Consider the following 19161-nt stretch of genomic DNA (forward strand, 5'->3'; position numbering starts at 1 on the left):
GCCACCAGTGGGGACTTCCTACTGGCCACAGATGGGGACTTTCTCATGGCCATGGACACGCGGCGCGCAACGCCATGCGGTCGCGATGGCGTTGATTGCGATTCTCCTGACGGTGCTGCGGCCCCGCGTGACACATAGCGCAGGAGCAGATGTTGGTGCCGGTGTAGCGCAGGGTCCAACGGCACCGAGTCGCTGGCAACCAGCCTTCCCACCGGGAAGGGGGTCGCTCGGGAAGATCACAAACGGCGTGATCGAACGCGTGCTGCGCTTCGGCGTCAAGATCGCCACGGGCGAGACGCACCCAGAGCGGAACGTGGGCATCGGTGCGGGACAAGGCAAAACCTCCGGGGGACTGAGCCCCTGCCCGCTACCCCCGGGTGAGGGCGGACAGGGGCTACGGTGTCTCCACCGAGTCCCGCGCCCTGCGATGTACCGTGCTCACGCCTCTAAACATAACAAGCACAGCAAATCGAAATCGCCAGCCGGCCGATCGGCCCAGCATCCCCCCTTTGGCGAATCGTGGTGCTTTATGCGTCATGACCACGGTTCGGCTCCTCGAACCACAGAAGTCCGCCTGGTTCCGTGGAACCGACGGAGTGACCCATGCCCCAGAGCCAGTGGTCGTCTTCGTACCGCTGCGCCGAGCCTGGTGGAAAGTCGACCTCGGGGAACGGGTTTGAATCATTGCCGTCACCGCGGTGCGCCGCGGCCCGGCCCAAGCAGAACGGGCAGTCATCATGATCCTCAAGGTTCTCCAGCGCCCGCTGGGTGGACCGCACCTTCCGGCCGTCGGGTAGCTCAAACTCCTCCTCCATATCCCCGATGCTCTCACCGGACACCGACAGACTGAGCGCGCATCGCGCCACATGATGCAATCCACTACTGCGACGATGCCTGGTTTACCTAAGGCCGATGGGCGGCGCAGCCGATGTTAGACCAGCGCCGTAACACGAAGACGTAATCCGTTCCGTCACAAGGAGTTCCATCGCGTAGAAGGGCCCTCACGGACCAACTCGGCACGGCGTTTTCCGCCGGGCAGCTCCGGCGCCGCACGCGAGCTGATGACCGCCGACGACCTCGCCAGATATCGAGACCGGGTGACGCAGTTGTGGCCGCCCGACCTGATCGCGCGGCTGCACCGCAGCCATGTTGAGCCGGGGCGCTGAACGAGCGAGCTCCGCAGACCGGCTTGCGGCGACGTCGTGGCGATCCTGGAAATCGTTTGCCGGCGGCGGAAGTGGTTAATTCGCCCGGCCGCCCGCCGCCCAACAGCCGGGGGTCTGAAGCACTTCACGTCCCACCAACCGCGGGAAACAGGACTACCATCGGTGAGGTGCGTGTGCGGGAAGAAACGTAGCGGCCGTCGCCTCGTCGGGCATGACACCTGCCGGGCCTGCGATGCGGAAGCTAGTCGCGACACTGATCGCCGTTGGGGCCTTGACTCTCAGCGGGGCCACTGCTCACGCCGAGAACCAGCCGGCACCGCCGTCGCCGACCCCGCCACCCCTGGCACCGAAGTGCCTGAGTTTCGATTTCGGCCCGCCCGCGCACTGGAACTACCTGCCGTGCGGATGGACGACGGACGGCAAGCGGTGGATCCCGTTGCCCCCGCCGTGACGGCGACGTCGCACCAAATGCGTTCCGCCGCGGCCTAACTGGCCTTGAGGTGCCCGCCTCCCCGGCAGCTGACGCCGCAGACGCCCGCATCCCCCCGGGCGTCTGCGAGCGAAAGCGCCTGGTCAATCGGAACACCACTGCAATCCAGGCCGTTGACCACCAGGCCCAGGCTGATCGCGCCGTCCGCGCGGGTGCTCTCGATGCACACCTCGATGTCGCGCAGCCCTGGCCTGCCCATGGTCCAGAAATCCGGGCGGTGACCGTCGAACACCGTGTGGCCCTCCGCACCGTCGTCGTCCCGGCACCCGGTGACGTCTGCCGCCGACGAGGTGGGCACGTCGTCGGGCAGCGCCGCCGCGGCGAGCGGAGTGAGCGGGTCGGCCAGGCCGCAACTGTCGTCGTGATACTCCAAGGCGATCATCGTCGCGCTCCTCTCACTCGGCCACCGGACGGGACAGCTCTACGGCAGAACGGTGTGCATCAACATCACGTCGTATGCCGACCACAGCGACAGGTTGAAGTACAGGTCTCGCCCCGAGGACCAGGGATGGATCATCGGCGCGTAGATGCCACCGGGCATTTGGAACGAGGACACCAACGGCTGCTCGGGACTCCACGGCCCCTGCGGGGTCGGCGCGGTCCGCGCCACGACGTCGTTGCTGCCGCCGTCGGTGTAAAGCACCAGGTATTGCTTGAGATAACTGTTGTACTGGGCCGACATCTCGCCCACCGGGCCGGGGAAGATCGGCGTCGCCGCACCGGGGTTGTTTGCCACCCAGTGCCCACCGTTGTCGCCGTTCCAGTATTGGTACTTGGTCAGGTCGGGCAATTGGTTCGGCGGAACGCGGGACAAGAATGCCGCCCCGCCGCGCCCCGAGGGCGTCCCGAACTGGTAGATGTAGCCGTCGTTGCCCTTGAGGAACGCGCCCATCTGGAAGTTCTCGTTGCCGGGCGTAAACCCGGCTCCCGGAATGGCATCCGGCGACGCCGTGCGAATCGAGGTCGGGAAGATCCCCCAGTTCTGGCCGTTGTCGGTGGACCGCGCGATCGCCGAGTAGTTGGTCGACCATTCGCCGTCACGGCCCCACTGGCGGATGGACATGTAGCTCATGTATTGGGTTCTGCCCATCGACATGCCCGACGTGGGAATGATGCCGGTCTCGTGCGCCGCCTTGTGGATGGTGTTGACGACCTGTTTGGAAAGCCCGGGCGCCCACACCGGTGAGCCGGAGTACCTGTCGTTGGGCACGCCGTCGGCGATGTGGATTCCGTGCGAAAGGTCGTGATCGTTGCTGCGGAACAGCGTGTTGTAGCGCCATTGCTGGCCGTGCACCTTGCAGTAGCCGAAGGTGTCGCCGAAGGCCATCAGCACCTGGCGGTTGGCGGGATCGCCGTTGTCCCAAGCGATCCCGAGATCGGTGCCGGAGATACTGAAACGTTGCAGGGTCTTGTTCGGGCCGTTGGGTCCGGTCACCCAGTCGACCAGCGACGTCGGGGCGCCCGCGATCGACGGGGGCGGCGGACCCGGCGCGGGTTGCGGCTGAGGCTGCGGCTGCGGCATCGGGGCGGCGTTCGGGCGCAGCTGGTTGGCATTCGGCGGTACCGCCCCGCCGGGTGTGGGCGGGTTGGGTCCCGGCGGCAACACCTCGGCTTGCGGATACATCGGTGCGGACGGGTCGGGCCCGGGCCCCTCGGCCCGCGGGTGCACCGGTGCGGAGTACTGCCGGCCCGGTGCGCTCGGCTTGAGCAAGGACGAGATCAGCGGACCCAGCTTGGGCAGCGGCGCCTGGTCGTTGGTGTGGGTGGGCCTGCGGCCGGTCGGCGGCTGCACAACCGGCTGCGGTGCGGGCATCGCCGGCGGCGCGGCGGGCGGGTCCACGTTGGCTTCGGGAGCCCCACACGGTGTGGCGTTCGCGGTTGGCGCGGGTCCCACCACGAGGACGAATCCGACAGCGGCCGCCGACGCCATCGATAGCGACACACTTCGCAGAAACGCCGACATGTAACACCTTTCGAGGGGGTTGGACACCGCGTTGACGTCCATACTTGGCTCCTGTGACGATAGTGAGCAGCGGGGCAAATGTGACCAGTGATGAGCTGATAGGTATGCATCCGTGACCGTGTCGCAATGCGTCGGCTCCCCGGCCGCGACGCAGGTTTAGCCATTAACTCAGCGGTAGATCCACGCAGGTGACGAGTCTTTCAGCGTTCGCCAACAGCGGAGTGGCCGGGTGTCCGGGCGATGCGGTGAGCGGTGCCAGGATGGGCCCCATCGGCGGCGCGTCCGCCCGCCCCGCCGGCCGCCGGTTTGTCGCTAGAAGGTGGGCACTTCGTCGCTCGGCGGTCGCCCGCCCGGCGCCGGGCCCGCGTCGGTCGCACAGTTTGCTGGACGGCTGCCGAACGCGCGGCCGGCGCCCGCGTGTGCCCGCCCGCGTCGCAGACGGATGCGGCGCCGAGACGCGGCGTGACCCCATCGGATCGCCACCGGCTCCGCATCGGTACAAGCGCACCACATCGTCGCAGCTCAGGCTTCCCGTCGCGGGCATGCTCGACGGTTTCCGGCGCCTCGCCGAAACACGAATCGTCGTTAACCCAACGGGGCGCCGGCGTCGTGGCACACTCAAAGAGATTGGGTCATCATGTTTGTCGACCATGATCGGCGGCAATGATCCATCAGAGACGAGCGCGTCGGCCGGCCTTCGCGCCCGTCTAGGTCCCGTCGGTTCAGCCCGAGAGCCGACGGGGCCGCCCTTTTCCCACCCTCTCGAATCCCCACCGAGCACACCGGCTCGCCGCTAGGCCTCAACAACGGCGCCGCCCGGGGGTAGCGTTCGGGCTATGCACGGGTCGAGCGGTCGGCCGATTATCGGCGCTAACCCCGACGATTTTGCTCGCATCGCCAACGGAGCAATCCTTGGGCGAAGGCAGCCGAGCATGACGATCGTCGCCACATTCCTGTCCACCCCGCCCGAGGACGACCACCACCCCTACCGGAGCGGGAAAAGCCCGCAGACCACGAGTTCCCGTCGGCCTGACGGCTCAGCGGCGCGACCGGCCGGAGACCAGGACCGCGATCATGGCCACCATCGAGCACGCGACGGCGCAGGCCGCGCCGCCCGCGCCGACGTAGAGGCCGTATTCGGCCGACACCGGCGGATTGACGTTGAGCTTGTAGTACCACACCGTGAGCGCCACGATCAGCAGCGAAATCAGCAGCGCCGCAACGGAAGCCACCTTCACCGACAAGCCGCGGCCCATCATGGCGCCGGCCACCAGCAACGTCGAGGCCAGCAGCACGATGAGCTGCCCCGCGCCGAAGCCCCGCGGCAGTTCCAGGTTGCCGTGGGCGCCTCCGATGGCGTTCGCCCAGCCCCCGCCGTTGACCGTCGTCCGCAGCCACGGCAGCCACGCGCTGGCCGAAATCAGCACGGCGCAAAGGGCCACCAGCCAACCGGGGCGCAGTCGGCGAGTCATGGTGCGAGACTAGCCGACTGCGGCGTCGGCCCCGGCAGTGAACGTCGTCCCCAGCGTGGCGCCCGCGATCAGCGATGACCGTTGGTGCTCGGATCCGATCGGGCGAACACCGTGACGAAGTTCTCCAGCGACTGGTCGATGTCGCCGCGCAGCGCGGCCGCGACGATCATGCCGATGGGCCCGAACAGCGCCGGACCGCCGAGGTGCACGTCGAAGCTGACGACGGAACCGTCCGCCTTGGGCTGCACCTTGGCCATCAGCTTGACCTTGACCCCGCCGACGCCGTCGCCGTTGAGCGTCATGCCCTCCGGTGGCTTGTAGCGCACCACCGTCCATTTGATCCGGTTGAGCATGCCCTTGACCTCGACGATCGACTCGACGACGGTGCCCTTGTCGTTCTGGTCGGGCAAGGTGCTGCGCCACACCCGGTGAATGGTCAGCCACTCCTTGTACCGGGACAGGTCGGAGGCGTGCTGCCAGGCCACCTCGGGGGGCAGCGGGACATCGATGGATCCGGATAGCTTGGCCACGGCTCAGCCCTGCTGGTCGCCGGTCTCGGTGGCGCCGGTGGCCTTCTTGGCCTGCTCCTGCACCTGGTGGATGGTGTCGGAGTACTTGCCCTGCGTCTTCTCGTCGACGAACTCGCCGGCCTTGTCGATGGCCATCTCGACCTTGTCGGCGTTCTGCGACAACAGGTCCTTGGCCTTGTCCAGGAATCCCATTACGCCCTCCCTTTCCCCGGCATCGTACTGCCCGCCGCCGACGGAGCTGAGTTCGCTGTGCTCAGCGCCACACCCGCGGCCGCACACCCAGCGCTTTGGCCCGGATCCACCAGGCGGCCTCGATCGCGGCGGCGCCCAGCACACCGATGCCCAGCGCGGACGAGGTCACCACGACATTGGACGGATCCAACAGGAACGCCTTGCGGGCCAGCGGCAGACTGAAGATCACCACATAGGCCAGGCCCGACGCGATCACCAGCGCCACCCGCCACCACTGGTAGGGCCGGGCCACCACCGCGAGCACCCACAGCGCCGTCACCAGCAGGGTGATCAGGGCCGCGGTCGAGGCCTGATCCTGTTGCTGGAAGGTGGCGTGCCGGCCGTGATAGGCCACCAGGTACGAGGCGAAGGTGGCCGCTCCGACGATCAGGCCCGACGGCAGCGCCGAGCTGAGCACCCGTCGCACGAAGCCCGGGTGGGCGCGCTCGTTGTTGGGGGCCAGCGACAGGATGAACGACGGGATGCCGATGGTGAACCACGCCGCCACGGTGACGTGGATCGGCTGGAACGGGTACAGCAGCGGATCGGCCTTGAGCGCCTTGGCGAACAGGCACTCGAGGCCGACCAGCAGCGCCAGCAGCACGGAGTAGACCGTCTTGGTGAGGAACAGGTTGGCGACGCGTTCGATGTTGCCGATGACCCGTCGGCCCTCACCGACGACATACGGCAGGGTGGCAAACCTGTTGTCCAGCAGCACGATCTGGGCAACCGCGCGAGAGGCGGGGCTGCCGGCGCCCATCGCCACGCCGATGTCGGCATCCTTGAGCGCCAGCACGTCGTTGACGCCGTCGCCGGTCATCGCCACGGTGTGCCCGTGCGATTGCAGGGCGTGCACGATGGCGCGCTTCTGGTCGGGGCGCACCCGACCGAAGGTGGTGTAGGTGTCCAGCATGTCCGCCAATTGCGCCAGGTCCGAAGGTAATTGGCGGGCGTCCAGCGTTTCGCCGTGCAGCCCCAGTTCACCGGCCACGGCGCCGACCGAGACGGCGTTGTCACCCGACAGCACCTTGACCGAAACACCTTGATCCGCAAAGTAATCCAAGGTCTCGCGGGCGTCGGGGCGGACCTTCTGTTCGAGCACCACCAGCGCCACCGGGGTGATCGGGCCCGGGGCGTCGGGATGGTCGACGGCCCGGTCGGCGGCACCCAGCAGCAGCACCCGCAGCCCCTGCGCCCCGAGCCGTTCGGCCTGCCCGGCCGCCGCCGAACACGAATCGAGCAGTACGTCCGGCGCACCCATCACCCAATCGCCGTGACCGGCGAACGACACCCCGCTCCATTTGGTGGCCGACTTGAAAGGTGCTGTCGCCGTGACGGTCCAGCCGGGCGGCCGGGAATAGGTCTGGGCGATCGCGCGCATGCTCGCGTTGGGCCGCGGGTCGGCGGCGGCCAGCGCGGCCAGCACGTCGGCGATCCGATCGTGCCCGGACCCGTCCAGCTCGTCGACGCGCGCGACCCGCATCCCGCTCTCTGTCAACGTGCCCGTCTTGTCCGCACACACCACGTCGACGCGGGCGAGACCTTCGATGGCCGGCAGCTCCTGCACCAGGCACCGGCGCTGGCCCAGCCGCACCACCCCGACCGCGAAGGCCACCGACGTCAACAGCACGAGCCCTTCGGGCACCATGGGCACCAGGGCGCCCACGGTCCGCAGCACGGACTTCTGCCAGCCGGCGTGCGTGGTGAACAGCTGGGTGTAGATCGTCAACAGGCCGGCCGGCACCAGCAGGTAGGTGATGAACTGCAGGATGCGGTTGATGCCGTTGCGCAGTTCGGATTTCACCAGGGTGAACTTGCTGGCCTCCTCGGCCAGCCTGGCGGCGTAGGCCTGCGAGCCGACCCTGGTGGCCCGGTAGGCGCCGGTGCCGGCGACGACGAAACTGCCCGACATCACCGAATCTCCGACGGCCTTTGCGATCGGGTCGGCCTCGCCGGTCAGCAGCGACTCGTCGACCTCCAGGTTGGCCTCTTCCACGATCTCGCCGTCGACCACGACCTGATCGCCGGGCCCGAGTTCGATGATGTCGTCGAGCACCACCTCGTCGGGAGGCAGAGCGTGAGTGCCGGATTGCCTGCGCACCATGGGTTTTGCCTGCCCGACGATGGCCAGCTTGTCCAGCGTCTGCTTGGCCCGGATTTCCTGGACCATGCCGACGACGCTGTTGGCGATGATCAGCAGGCCGAACATGCCGTTGATCACCGAGCCGGTGGCGAGCACGATGAGCAGCAACACCCCCAGGATCGCGTTGATCCGGGTGAACACGTTGGCCCGGACGATGTCGGTGATGCTGCGCGTCGCGCGCTGCCGCACCGCGTTGCTCTGGCCGTGCGCGACCCGCTGGGCCACCTCGGCGTCGGTCAGGCCTGTGTTCATCGGGTGAACGTCCCCAGCTGGTCGGTGTCGTAGTACTCCAGGTTGAGCCTGGCCGCCGGCGAACCGGTAAACGTGGCCGTGGAAACGGTTCCGGGCGGGGCGTTTTCGCCGGTCAGCGGGAAGGTGAAGGTGTCGCCGTCCCAGTGTGTGAGGGTGGCGGTCCGGTGTTGCGGGCCCATCGTCAACTGCAGGGCGCCGTCGTGCTCGGTGATTACGGCCGGACCCCAGTAGTCGTTGGCGTAGACGCCGGTGTAGTCGCGCAGCGGCCTGGCCGGCGCCGGGGCGGACGGCGGCTGCTTGCCCACCAGCGAACCCAGCGGATTGTTCAGCCAGCCAATGGCTTTCCGGTACAGGGCGGCCCAGTCCTCGCGGATCTGGCCGTACTGCACGAGGTCCATGAATTCGGCGGTCAGCGTCTCCGGGATGCCGTAGGGCGCGGCGTTGGTCAACGCGATGATCGCCAGGTCCTCCGACGGCAGCACGACGAAATTGGTGGCTGCGCCCAGATCGAAGGCGCCGGAATGGCTGTATTCGGTGCGGCCCGAGGCATCCACCGAGGTGTTGAAGCCGTATCCGTAGAATCCGGTGCGCGCCTTCGGTGTGGTCGCGGGGGCGGACACCACTTGCGGGCTCAGGGCGGGCAGCAGCGCCTCCGGCGATGCGATGTGCTGGCCGTCGTGGGTTCCGTTGTCCAGCAACATCATCAGCCAGCGGGCCATGTCGCGCACCGACGAGCTCACCCCGCCCGCCGGTGACTGGGCGTCCGGGTTTCGCTGGAAACGGGCCTGCCAGCTGTCGCCGATCTTGATGTGGTTGACCGCGCGGTTGGGCCGGGCGAGGAAGTCGGCGAACCGCGAGCTGGTCGACGTCATTCCCAACGGGCGGTAGAGTACCTCGTCGGAGAGCTCTTCCCAGGTTTTGCCGGCCGCGGCCGCCACCGCCTCGGCGGCGGCGGTGATCCCATAGTTGGTGTAGGCGTAGCTGTTTCGGAAAGGCCGCAGCGGCAGCAACCTGAGTCGCTCGCAGATCTGCCGACGGCCATAGCCCAGATCTTCGAGTTTGTCGCCCGCATGATCGGGCAGCCCGGAGCGGTGCGAGTACAGATCGCCGACGGTGACATGGCCGGTGACGTAGGGGTCGCCGAGCGCGAACCACGGCAGCGTGGAAACCACGGGCGTGTCCCACCCCACGACGTGGTCGCTGACTTCGTGTGCGACCACCGTCGCACCCACCGATTTGGACACCGACGCCAGCTGGAAGACGGTGTCGGTGTCCACCGCGTTGTCCCGGCCCTGCCCGCTGGTCACATCCTTGACGCCGAATCCCTTGGCGTACAACACCTTCCCGCCATGCACGATGGCCACGGCCATCCCGGGGATGCCGCTGCTTCTCATCAGGTCGGCAACGAGGCCGTCCACCTTCGCCACGGCCTCGTCGATACGGCCGGCCGGGATCGCCAGGGCGGACACCTGGTTGGGCGAGACGTCGGACGGTCGCGGCGGCGCGCCGGCCGGTTGCTGCGCGGAGCCGCATCCGGTCAACCCGAGCAGCACCGCCGTCAGGACCGCCGCGCGTTTGCTCATGCGCGAACACTAACGCGGCGACGGCAGATTCAGAGCCGCCACCACGGGTCGGGTTTCTGCGGGGCCGCGGGATCGATGCGCTGACCGGGGACCGGCACCGCCACCTTCACCTTCGCCGGCTCGGCGGCGGCGAGCAGGCGCTCAACGGGTTCGGCCCACGGGTGCGGCGCCAATCGGAAGGTGCCCCAGTGGATCGGCACCAGCAGTCCGTCGTTGGTGACGTCCCGGTGTGCCCGCACCGCTTCCTCGGGGTTCATGTGGACGTCCGGCCAGGCCGTGTTGTAGGCCCCGATGGGCAGCAGGGTCAGGTCGAACGGCCCGTGCTCGGCGCCGGTCTGGGCGAAGGTCTTGGTGTAGCCGGTGTCGCCGCCGAAGTAGGCGCGATGGGTCGGGCCGGCCAACGCCCACGACGCCCACAGCGTGGTATTGCGGTCCAGGAAGCGTCCCGAGAAGTGCCGCGCCGGCACGCAGGTCACGGTCAGCTCGTCGACCTTGCCGCTCTGGTGCCAGTCGAGCTCGACGATGCGCTGCTCAGGTATCCCCCACCGGCGCAGGTGGGCGCCGACACCCAGCGGCACGAAAAACGGGGCGCGCTGGGTGCGGGCCAGCGCCCGGACGGTGTCGATGTCGAGGTGGTCGTAGTGGTCGTGGCTGATCACCACCGCATCGACGGCGGGCAGCCCTTCGAGTTGGATCGGCGGCGGATGCAGCCGTTGCGGCCCCACGATGTCGGACGGCGAACACCGCTCGCTCCACACCGGATCGGTGAGCACCCGGTACCCGTCGATTTCCAGCAGCGCCGTCGAGTGGCCGAACCAGCTGACCGCCAACCGGCTGGGGTCGGCGTCGACGACCCCCGGTGAGGCCAGCGGGATCGCCGCCGGCGGACGGCTGCCGCCCCGGTTCGCGATCAGCTCCCACGCGATCAGCCGCAGCTGCTCGCGGTCCATCTTGATTTCGGAGGCGGGCTCGAGGTTGACGAAGGCGCCGTCGCGGAAGTGCGGCGAGCCGGACGTCACGGCCGCGATGGACGCGGGGTCGGCGCCCAGGGCGTCCGGGGCGCCGTGCAGGGCGCGCACCAGCCAACCGCCGGCCGCCAGCGACGCCGTCCCGGCGACCAGCCGAAGCGTCCCCCGCATGATCGTCAGGCCCCCTGGAACTTCGGCGGCCGCTTCTCTATTCGGGCGACCTGGGCTTCGATGACGTCCTGGCTGCCCCAGGCCTTGTCGAACAGTTCCTTGTGCACCGGCCAGGCCTCTTCGATGGCGCCGTCGTCGTTGAGCACCCGCTTGGCGTGCGCGATGGCCAGCGGCGCGAGGCCCGCGATCTCGGCGGCCCAGGCCTGCGCGTCGGCCAGCGTCCCGATGCGGTTGGCCATCCCGGTCTGCAGCGCCACGTCGGCGGTCAGCTTCTCCGCGGCCAGCAGCATGGCCCGCGCCCGCCCGTGGCCGACCAGTGTCGACAGCCGCCGGATGCTCCAGTTGTCAAGGGCCAGGCCGTATTTCGACGTCGGGAACTGGAAGAACGCGTCCGGCGACACGACCCGCAGGTCGCATTGCATGGCCAGTTGCAGCCCGGCGCCGATGGCCGGGCCGTTGATGGCGCCGATCACCGGAATCGGCGTGGCGTCCAGCACCTTGTGCAACTCGATCAGCCGGTCGGGGTAGTCCGCGGCGAACGCGTCGCCGCTCAGGTCGGCGCCGGCGCAGAACACCGTGCCCTGGCCGGTCAGCACGATCGCGCGGGTGGAGCCGTCGCCCGCCTTCAGCACGGCCTCCCGCAGCTCCTCGACGAGCTGGGAGTTCAGGGCGTTGCGGCGCTCGGGGCGCTGCAGCTCGATGGTCAAAACGGCTTCGGCCCGGGTAACACCGATCATGGCAGCCACCCTATATAGCCTCGTCTCGTGAGTCGTATCACGGCTGGTCAACTACGCGATGCGGTGCTGGACGAAAATTCCTTCCTCCGCTGGGACAGCGAGCCGCTGGCCGTGCCGGTCAGCGCGGCCTACGCGCAAGAGCTGGCTGACGCCCGCGCCGCGACGGGTCTCGACGAGTCGGTGCTGACCGGCGAGGGCCGCATCTTCGGTCGCCGGGTCGCGGTGGTGGTGTGCGAGTTCGGCTTTCTCGGCGGCTCGATCGGGGTGGCCGCGGCCGAACGGATCACCGCCGCGGTGCAGCGGGCGACGGCCGAGGGGCTGCCGCTGCTGGCCTCGCCGAGCTCGGGCGGCACCCGGATGCAGGAGGGCACGGTCGCGTTCCTGCAGATGGTGAAGATCGCGGCGGCCGTCCGCCTGCACAAGCAGGCGCACCTGCCCTACCTGGTTTATCTGCGCAATCCGACCACCGGCGGGGTGTTCGCGTCGTGGGGTTCGCTGGGTCATGTCACGGTCGCCGAGCCGGGCGCGCTGATCGGCTTCCTGGGCCCGCGGGTCTACCAGCAGCTCTACGGCGAGCCGTTCCCCGAGGGCGTCCAGACCGCGGAGAACCTGCAGCGGCACGGGGTGATCGACGGCGTCGTCCCGCTCGACGAGCTGCGCCGCACGCTGGACCGCGCGATGACCGTCATCGCCGACGCCCCCGAGCCGCTGGCCGCGCCGCCGCCGCCCGAGCCGATACCCGACGTCGCGGCGTGGGACTCGGTGGTCGCCTCGCGACGTCCGGACCGCCCGGGTGTGCGGCTGTTGCTGCGGCACGGCGCCACCGACCCCGTGCTGTTGTCGGGGACCGGCCAGGGCGAGGCGGCGACCACACTGTTGGCGCTGGCCCGGTTTGCCGGCCAGCCCGTGGTGGTGCTCGGCCAGCAGCGCCTGACCGGCGGGTTGGTGGGCCCCGCGTCGCTGCGCGAGGCCCGCCGCGGCATGGCGCTGGCCGCGGAACTGCGGCTGCCGCTGGTGCTGGTGATCGACACCGCGGGGCCGGCGTTGTCGGCCGAGGCTGAACAGGGCGGGCTGGCCGGCCAGATCGCCCAGTGTCTGGCCGAGCTGGTCACCCTGGACACCCCGACGGTGTCGGTGCTGCTGGGGCAGGGCAGCGGCGGGCCGGCGCTGGCGATGGTGCCCGCCGACCGGGTGCTGGCCGCGCTGCACGGCTGGCTGGCCCCGCTGCCGCCGGAGGGCGCCAGCGCGATCGTCTTCCGCGACACCGACCACGCCGCGGAACTGGCTGCGGCACAAGGCATCCGGTCGCGCGATCTGCTGGCGTCGGGCATCGTCGACGTGATCGTGCCCGAGCATCCCGATGCCGCCGACGAGCCGGTCGAGTTCGCGCGACGGTTGGCGCTCGCCGTCGCCGCCGAGGTGGCTGCGCTGCGCGAGATACCCGCCGACGAGCGGCTGGCCGCCCGGTTGCGGCGCTACCGGCGCGTCGGCTTGCCCTGACTGTCGATCAGTCGCCTCGCCGCCCGCGACACTTAAACCATGCACACGACACGCCGGGCCGGGTGTGCGTGGTTTAAGTCTCGACGCAACGCGGGCCGGCGACGAAACGCGGGCCGGCCGCCTAAGCCAACCCCAGGTAGCGCTGGATCGTCGCGGCAGCGGTTCGGCGCTGCTCGCCGGCGACGCCGCCCACGTGCACAGCCCCGCCGGCGGGCAGGGCATGAAGCTTCGGTATCACCGATGCCATTTCGCTCGCCGCGGCGCTGGCGCAGATCGCCCGGGGCGGGCCGGACACCGTGCTCGACGCGTACGGAGACGCCCAGCGGCAACGCGCCGAGCGGGTGCTGCGGCTCACCGGGCGCCTCACCCGCGTCGCGACGCTGCCGCGCCCGCTGCGGCCCCTGCGCAACGCCGGAATGTGTTTGGCCGCAGGCATTCCGGGCGTGCAGCGACGGCTGGCCGTCCAGTTGAGCGGCCTGGGTCACCGGTGAGCCGCGCTACGGCGTCACCAGCTGCCAATCGTCGCCCAGGCCCTGCACCTTGACCGTCTCGCCCTCGGCTTCGAGCTGCACGGTGGTGGCGCCGAGGCGCAGGTTGGACAACGCGATCCGGCCCCACTCCGCCGGCAGGTGCGGCGTCACCGTCAGGGCGCGGTTCGGCACGTGCGGGTCGAGTCCCAGAAACGACCGCAGCAACAGCAGCGGCGCGGCGCTGGCCCACGCTTGCGGCGAACACGACGTGGGATAGGGCACCGGCGAGGCGAACTGGGAACGCGGGAAGCCGCAGAACAATTCGGGCAGCCGCCCGCCGAACGCCGCTGCCGCATCGAGGAGGCCCGTCGCCAGACGCTCGGCCAGAGCCAGTGCTCCCGGGATGTGCCCGTAGCGCAGCAAGCCGGACACCGTGATGGCGGTGTCGTGCGGCCACACCGAGCCGTTGTGGTAGCTCATCGGGTTGTACGCGCCCATGGTGGTGGCCAGGGTGCGCAGCCCGAATCCCGAGTCCATCGCCTCGCCGGCCAACCGTTCCACGATGGCGGCCGCATGCTCGTCGGTGGCGATGCCCGTCCACAGGCAGTGGCCGACGTTGCTCGTCAACGCGTCGACGCGGTCCTTGCGCCCGTCCAGGGCGACGGCATACCAGCCGCGGTCGGGCAGCCAGAACGCCTCGCCGAATCGGGTCCGCAACGCCTGCGCACGCTCACGAAGCTGCGCCGCCTGCGCCAATTCGCCCATGCCCTCGGCGAGTTCGGCCCGCGCGAGCAGCGCGGCGTAGACGTAGCCCTGCACCTCGCACAGCGCGATCGGCGGTTCCGCGACCCGGCCCTTGGCGTCGTTGATGCCGTTGAAGCTGTCCTTCCAGCCCTGGTTGATCAGGCCGCGGTCGGTGGCGCGCCGGTATTCGACGAAACCGTCGCCGTCGCGGTCCCCGTACTGCTCCGCCCAAGCGAGCGCGGCGTCGGCCGCGGGCAGCAACGACCGGATGACCGCCTCGTCGGCGCCCCACCGCCAGCTCTCGGCCAGCAGCATGACGAACAGCGGGGTGGCGTCGGCCGTGCCGTAATAGACGCTGCCGCCCAACACGTCCGCGCTGGCCGGTCCGCGGCGGATCTCGTGCATGATGCGGCCCGGCTCCTCCTCGGTGAGGGCGTCGACGCGCCGCCCCTGCAGGGCCGCCAGCCGCTGCAGCGTGCCGATCGAGAGCCCCACGTCCAGCGGCAGGGTCATCCACGCGGTCAGCAGGCTGTCCCGGCCGAACAACGTCATGAACCACGGCGCACCGGCGGCGACGTACGGCCGGCCCCGGCCGTCGGCGTCGTGAATCAGCAAGGCGCCCAAGTCACTTTCGGTCTGCCGCAACACCTGCGCCAGCCCGGCGTGGTCGGTCTCGACCGTGGTCGCGGTGTCCCGCCATCTCTCGATCTTGCGGGCCGGCGCGCTGGACTCGATGTCCTTGCCACGCGGAATGCGGGTCCGCACCTTGCGATTCGACCACGTCGGCTGGACCATGACCTCGGTCTGCCAGCGGCCCCCCGGCGGAACCACCACCCGCCAATTCAGCGAGCCGGGCAATACGATCGGGTCGCCGCTGGCCGACACGGCCAGGCCGCGCACCTGGTCGGCGCGGCCCCGCAACACCAGTTCCCCGTCGGCGACGTGCATGTCGGCCCCGGCCGTGGCCGCCCGCCCCTCCTTCACCGCGAACAGGTCGGCGAAGTCGGCGTCGGCGTGCAGCTCCAGGGACACCACCGTGCTTTCCTTGTCGAGGTTGTGCAGCGAAATGGTTTCCCGCAGCCCGTCGGCGACCAAGCGCTCGCGCACGATCAACAGGGTGCTGTCGGCGAGTCCCGACCGCGGTGCCCGGCGCAGGATGAACTGGGCGGCGAACGCCTCCGTCGCCTCCACCGACAACGCCTCGGCGACTTGGCCGTCCACCCGCAGCTCCCACCGGGACAGCACCCGCGCGTCCCGGAAGAACAGGCCGTAGGAGGTGCCGACCGGCACGTCGCCGTGCCGGTTGGACAGGCAGAACGTTCCACCCTCGACCAGGGTCACGGCGTCGCCGCCGGACCCGATCTGCGCCGGCGCGCCGCCGTTGAAGGCCGTCGCCACGCTCATGCCGGTGCCTTCTGCCTGAAGTCGCAGGCGCGCCTTCCGGTTTCGATCGATTCCACCAGGCCGGTGCTGCGCATCCGGCGCGGCGCCGCCGTCGCATGCTGCAGCACGTTGCGGTAGATGGCTTCGTACGCCGAACCGAACTGTGCCACAGCGAAATTCGCGGCGACGTGGCGCCGGCATGCGTGCGGGTCCAGGGTCTGGGCCCGGGCGATGGCCCCGGGCAGTTCGTCCGGGTGATCGCAGACCACGCCCGTGACCCCGTCGGCGACCACCTCCGAGACCGCGCCGCCGCGCAGGGCGACGACGGGCGTACCACAGACCATCGCCTCGATCATCACGATGCCGAACGGCTCCTCCCACTGGATCGGGAACAGCAGGCAACGGGCGCGCGACAACAGCTTTCGCTTGCTGACCGCGTCGGCCTCGCCGAACACGTGGTCGTTGTCGGTGAGCAGCGGCCGCACGCAGTCCTCGAAGTACTCCTTTTCCGACGGCTCACTGCATTTGCCGGCCAGTACCAGCGGGATGCCGGCCTCGTGCGCGGCCCGCAGCGCCAGGTGCGCACCCTTGTACGGCGCATACCGGCCCAAAAACAGTGCGTAGTCATGCTTTTCGGTCTCGAACGGCCACTCGTCGATGCGCAGCGCATTGTGTACGCGGCCAACCCAATTCAGCTCCGGAGCCAGCTGCCGCTGACGGTCGCTGATGGCCACCAGGCCGACGTCACCACTGAGCTCGCGGTAGTAGGGATGCAGGTCGTCGTCGATCGGGCCGTGCACGGTGACCACCGTGGGCACGCCCAGCCCCTGGTAGATCGGGGCGTTCATCGGCCCGGCAAAGGTGTGGTCGTGCACGATGTCGACGCCGTCCTCTTTGGCGATCCGGGTGATGGCGCTGCGCACCTTCAGCGCGTGCATGATCTCGGGGTAGGGCTCACCCAGCCGCTCGGGCACGGTCCGGTCCCACAGCGGGATGAACCTGGCCGCCGTGCCCGGTTCGCCGGCGCCGAGCAGGGTGACCTGGTGTCCGCGGGCCACCAGCATGTCGGCGAGATCGGCCACGACGGCCTCCACGCCGCCGTACCCGTCCGGCGGGACGTCGAAATACGGCGGGGCGACGAGCACGATCCGCAGCGGTCGGCCGGCTTCCGGGACATCGGTCGGCAACACGAAATCAGCGCCGCGCATTGACGTTTTCCTCCTTACGACTCCATCACACGCGTTAGCACTCCAATCCGTCGAGTGCTAATTATGACCGTTAAAGTGTGTTCCGCCAAGGGGGTTGGGGTGTGGCGCAGTTATCAGCCGCCGGACCGTTCGCCACAATCAAGGCATGCGTGATCGCATGACGGCGACGCCGCGGGCCTGCAACCGGGACCGGGTCGCGCTGCAGGCCGTGCACTTCTTCATGGCCGACATGGAGGCCGGCATGGGCCCGTTCCTGGGCGTGCTGCTGCAAAGCCGCGGCTGGACCACGGGCGCCATCGGCGCGGCGATGACGCTGGGCGCGATCGTCGGCATGGTCACGGTGGCCCCCGCGGGTGCACTCGTCGACGCCACCCGGCACAAACGCGGCTGCGTCATCGTCGTCGGGCTGGCCGCCGTCGCCGCCTCGGCGGTGATCCTGACCTCCCGGCAGTTCTGGACGGTCGCCACCGCGCAGGCCGTCATGTGCATCTCCGGGGCGACGATCGCCCCCGCGATGGTCGGCATCACCCTCGGGGTGGTCGGCCAGGCCGCGTTCACCCGGCAGAACGGTCGCAACCAGGCCTACAACCATGCCGGCAACATGGCGGGCGCCGCCCTCGGCGGGGTGGCCGGCTGGGTGTTCGGCTACGCCGGAATCTTCTGGCTCGCTGCGGGTTTCGCGGTCGCGACCATCGCGGCGGTGCTGGCCATCCCGGCCGGCGACATCGACCACCACGTCGCCCGCGGCGAGGCGCGGGCCGCCGGCGAGGCCCCGGTCAAGGCGATGCGGGTGCTGGCGCGGTCCCGCCCGCTGCTGGTGCTCGCGGCGGCCATGGTGCTCTTCCACCTGGGCAACGCGGCGATGCTGCCGCTGTACGGCCTGGCCGTCGTCGCTACCCACGCCAACCCGTTCACCACCGTGGCCAGCACCGTCGTCGTCGCCCAGGCCGTGATGGTCCCCGCCTCGCTGCTCGCCATGAGAATCGCGGCGACGCGCGGCTATTGGCCCGCGATCCTGATCGCGCTGACCGCGCTGCCGGTCCGCGGTGTGCTCGCCGCCAGCGTCATCACCAGCTGGGGGGTGATCCCGGTGCAGGTGCTCGACGGCATCGGCGCCGGCATGCTGTCGGTGGCGGTGCCGGGCCTGGTGGCCCGCATCCTGGACGGCACCGGCCACATCAACGTCGGTCAGGGCGCCGTCATGGCCGCCCAGGGGTTGGGCGGCGCCCTCAGCCCGGTGCTGGGCGGGGCCGTCGCCCAACATCTGGGTTTCCGCGCCGCCTTCTTGTTGCTGGCCGGGCTGTCGCTGGGCGCGCTGATCATCTGGGTCGCGTTCGCCCCGATGCTGCGCCGCGCGGCCCGGTTGCCCGCCGCGCCATCCGACCGGGCCGGTGCTCCTCCCACAGCCACGGCCGACAATCAGGCAAAATAGGCGGCATGGACACAGCAGCTAGCTCACCGCGGGTCTTGGTCGTCGACGACGACTCCGATGTGCTCGCGTCGCTGGAACGTGGCCTGCGACTGTCCGGATTCGAGGTGTCCACCGCGGTCGACGGCGCCGAGGCGCTGCGCAGCGCCACCGAGACACGCCCGGACGCGATCGTGCTCGACATCAACATGCCGGTGCTGGACGGCGTCAGCGTCGTCACCGCGCTGCGCGCCATGGACAACGACGTCCCCGTCTGCGTGCTGTCGGCCCGCAGCTCGGTCGACGACCGGGTGGCGGGCCTGGAGGCCGGGGCCGACGACTACCTGGTCAAGCCGTTCGTGCTGGCCGAGCTGGTCGCGCGGGTCAAGGCGCTGCTGCGCCGCCGCGGCGCCACCGCCACCTCCTCGTCGGAAACCATCACGGTGGGTCCGCTGGAGGTCGACATCCCCGGCCGCCGCGCCCGGGTCAACGGCGTCGACGTCGATTTGACCAAGCGGGAGTTCGACCTGCTGGCGGTCCTGGCCGAGCACAAGACCGCCGTGCTGTCCCGCGCACAACTGCTGGAGCTGGTGTGGGGCTATGACTTCGCCGCCGACACCAACGTCGTCGACGTGTTCATCGGATACCTGCGCCGCAAGCTCGAGGCCAACGGCGGGCCCCGGCTGCTGCACACCGTCCGCGGAGTGGGATTCGTGCTGCGCATGCAGTAATCGGGTCGAGC

17 protein-coding genes and 1 pseudogene are annotated in these 19161 nt (G+C 69.7%); 6 read left to right on the forward strand and 12 right to left on the reverse strand.

Going from position 1 to position 19161, the window contains the following annotated elements; translation table 11 throughout:
• Positions 1 to 527 precede the first annotated feature (527 nt).
• Positions 528 to 866: a hypothetical protein gene (locus tag MAA44156_RS23615; RefSeq protein WP_009975166.1), complete on the reverse strand. Its 339-nt coding sequence runs from the start codon at positions 864 to 866 to the stop codon at positions 528 to 530.
• Positions 867 to 1398: 532 nt separating this feature from the next.
• Here MAA44156_RS23615 and MAA44156_RS23620 point away from each other — a divergent pair.
• Complete coding sequence (locus MAA44156_RS23620; RefSeq protein WP_016705560.1) at positions 1399 to 1617, forward strand: hypothetical protein; 219 nt, start codon at positions 1399 to 1401, stop codon at positions 1615 to 1617.
• A 34-nt stretch (positions 1618 to 1651) separates the two neighbouring features.
• Here the strand turns inward: MAA44156_RS23620 and MAA44156_RS16120 are convergent, their stop codons facing one another.
• The 9 genes from MAA44156_RS16120 to MAA44156_RS16160 all read right to left on the reverse strand — a co-directional run bounded on the left by MAA44156_RS16120 (position 1652) and on the right by MAA44156_RS16160 (position 11706).
• On the reverse strand, positions 1652 to 2038 hold the full coding sequence (locus MAA44156_RS16120) for a hypothetical protein (RefSeq protein ID WP_009975165.1): 387 nt from the start codon (positions 2036 to 2038) through the stop codon (positions 1652 to 1654).
• Between the two features lie 39 nt (positions 2039 to 2077).
• On the reverse strand, positions 2078 to 3661 hold the full coding sequence (locus tag MAA44156_RS16125) for a glycoside hydrolase family 183 protein (protein ID WP_003872878.1): 1584 nt from the start codon (positions 3659 to 3661) through the stop codon (positions 2078 to 2080).
• Positions 3662 to 4656: 995 nt separating this feature from the next.
• Positions 4657 to 5091 (reverse strand): hypothetical protein, encoded by a 435-nt coding sequence (locus MAA44156_RS16130; RefSeq protein ID WP_023880080.1) that lies wholly within the window; start codon positions 5089 to 5091, stop codon positions 4657 to 4659.
• A gap of 68 nt (positions 5092 to 5159) precedes the next feature.
• Positions 5160 to 5621, reverse strand: coding sequence for a type II toxin-antitoxin system Rv0910 family toxin (locus MAA44156_RS16135; protein ID WP_009975163.1), 462 nt, complete (start codon positions 5619 to 5621; stop codon positions 5160 to 5162).
• Positions 5622 to 5624: 3 nt separating this feature from the next.
• Positions 5625 to 5813 carry an antitoxin gene (locus tag MAA44156_RS16140; RefSeq protein WP_003872881.1) on the reverse strand — a complete coding sequence of 63 codons (189 nt, stop codon included), beginning with the start codon at positions 5811 to 5813 and terminating at the stop codon, positions 5625 to 5627.
• Between the two features lie 61 nt (positions 5814 to 5874).
• Entirely contained in the window at positions 5875 to 8247 is a 2373-nt protein-coding gene (locus tag MAA44156_RS16145; protein ID WP_009975162.1) for a cation-translocating P-type ATPase, read from the reverse strand.
• Positions 8244 to 9830 (reverse strand): serine hydrolase, encoded by a 1587-nt coding sequence (locus MAA44156_RS16150; protein ID WP_009975161.1) that lies wholly within the window; start codon positions 9828 to 9830, stop codon positions 8244 to 8246. The genes MAA44156_RS16145 and MAA44156_RS16150 overlap by 4 nt, the downstream gene beginning before the upstream one ends.
• A 29-nt stretch (positions 9831 to 9859) precedes the next feature.
• The gene (locus MAA44156_RS16155; RefSeq protein ID WP_029248390.1) at positions 9860 to 10972 is read right to left on the reverse strand and encodes an MBL fold metallo-hydrolase; all 1113 of its coding nucleotides are present in this window, start codon (positions 10970 to 10972) and stop codon (positions 9860 to 9862) included.
• A gap of 2 nt (positions 10973 to 10974) precedes the next feature.
• Positions 10975 to 11706: an enoyl-CoA hydratase gene (locus MAA44156_RS16160; RefSeq protein WP_009975158.1), complete on the reverse strand. Its 732-nt coding sequence runs from the start codon at positions 11704 to 11706 to the stop codon at positions 10975 to 10977.
• 27 nt (positions 11707 to 11733) lie between these two features.
• On the opposite strand from MAA44156_RS16160, the gene MAA44156_RS16165 reads away from it, so the two are divergent.
• The 3 genes and pseudogenes from MAA44156_RS16165 (at position 11734) to MAA44156_RS16170 (ending at position 13697) form a co-directional block, all read left to right on the forward strand.
• Positions 11734 to 13206 (forward strand): carboxyl transferase domain-containing protein, encoded by a 1473-nt coding sequence (locus MAA44156_RS16165; protein ID WP_003877357.1) that lies wholly within the window; start codon positions 11734 to 11736, stop codon positions 13204 to 13206.
• 64 nt (positions 13207 to 13270) lie between these two features.
• Positions 13271 to 13393 (forward strand): annotated as a pseudogene (locus MAA44156_RS23625) (FAD-dependent monooxygenase); the annotation flags it as partial.
• Positions 13394 to 13502: 109 nt separating this feature from the next.
• A complete protein-coding gene (locus MAA44156_RS16170; protein WP_009975154.1) occupies positions 13503 to 13697 on the forward strand; it encodes a 2-polyprenyl-6-methoxyphenol hydroxylase in 195 nt (64 codons plus the stop codon).
• A gap of 6 nt (positions 13698 to 13703) precedes the next feature.
• On the opposite strand, the gene MAA44156_RS16175 is transcribed toward MAA44156_RS16170, so the two are convergent.
• Both MAA44156_RS16175 and MAA44156_RS16180 read right to left on the reverse strand, forming a co-directional pair.
• Positions 13704 to 15824, reverse strand: coding sequence for an amylo-alpha-1,6-glucosidase (locus MAA44156_RS16175; protein WP_009975152.1), 2121 nt, complete (start codon positions 15822 to 15824; stop codon positions 13704 to 13706).
• On the reverse strand, positions 15821 to 17011 hold the full coding sequence (locus tag MAA44156_RS16180; protein ID WP_009975150.1) for a glycosyltransferase family 4 protein: 1191 nt from the start codon (positions 17009 to 17011) through the stop codon (positions 15821 to 15823). Before MAA44156_RS16180 ends, MAA44156_RS16175 begins: the two co-directional genes overlap by 4 nt.
• A 157-nt stretch (positions 17012 to 17168) precedes the next feature.
• Here MAA44156_RS16180 and MAA44156_RS16185 point away from each other — a divergent pair, with 157 nt between their 5' ends.
• Positions 17169 to 18443, forward strand: a complete 1275-nt coding sequence (locus MAA44156_RS16185) for an MFS transporter (RefSeq protein WP_023880303.1) — start codon at positions 17169 to 17171, stop codon at positions 18441 to 18443.
• Entirely contained in the window at positions 18440 to 19150 is a 711-nt protein-coding gene (prrA, locus tag MAA44156_RS16190) for a two-component system response regulator PrrA (RefSeq protein ID WP_024637144.1), read from the forward strand. The genes MAA44156_RS16185 and prrA overlap by 4 nt, the downstream gene beginning before the upstream one ends.
• The last annotated feature ends 11 nt before the right edge of the window (positions 19151 to 19161 follow it).

This window comes from Mycobacterium avium subsp. avium, from assembly GCF_009741445.1.
GTDB classification, from domain to species: Bacteria; Actinomycetota; Actinomycetes; order Mycobacteriales; family Mycobacteriaceae; genus Mycobacterium; species Mycobacterium avium.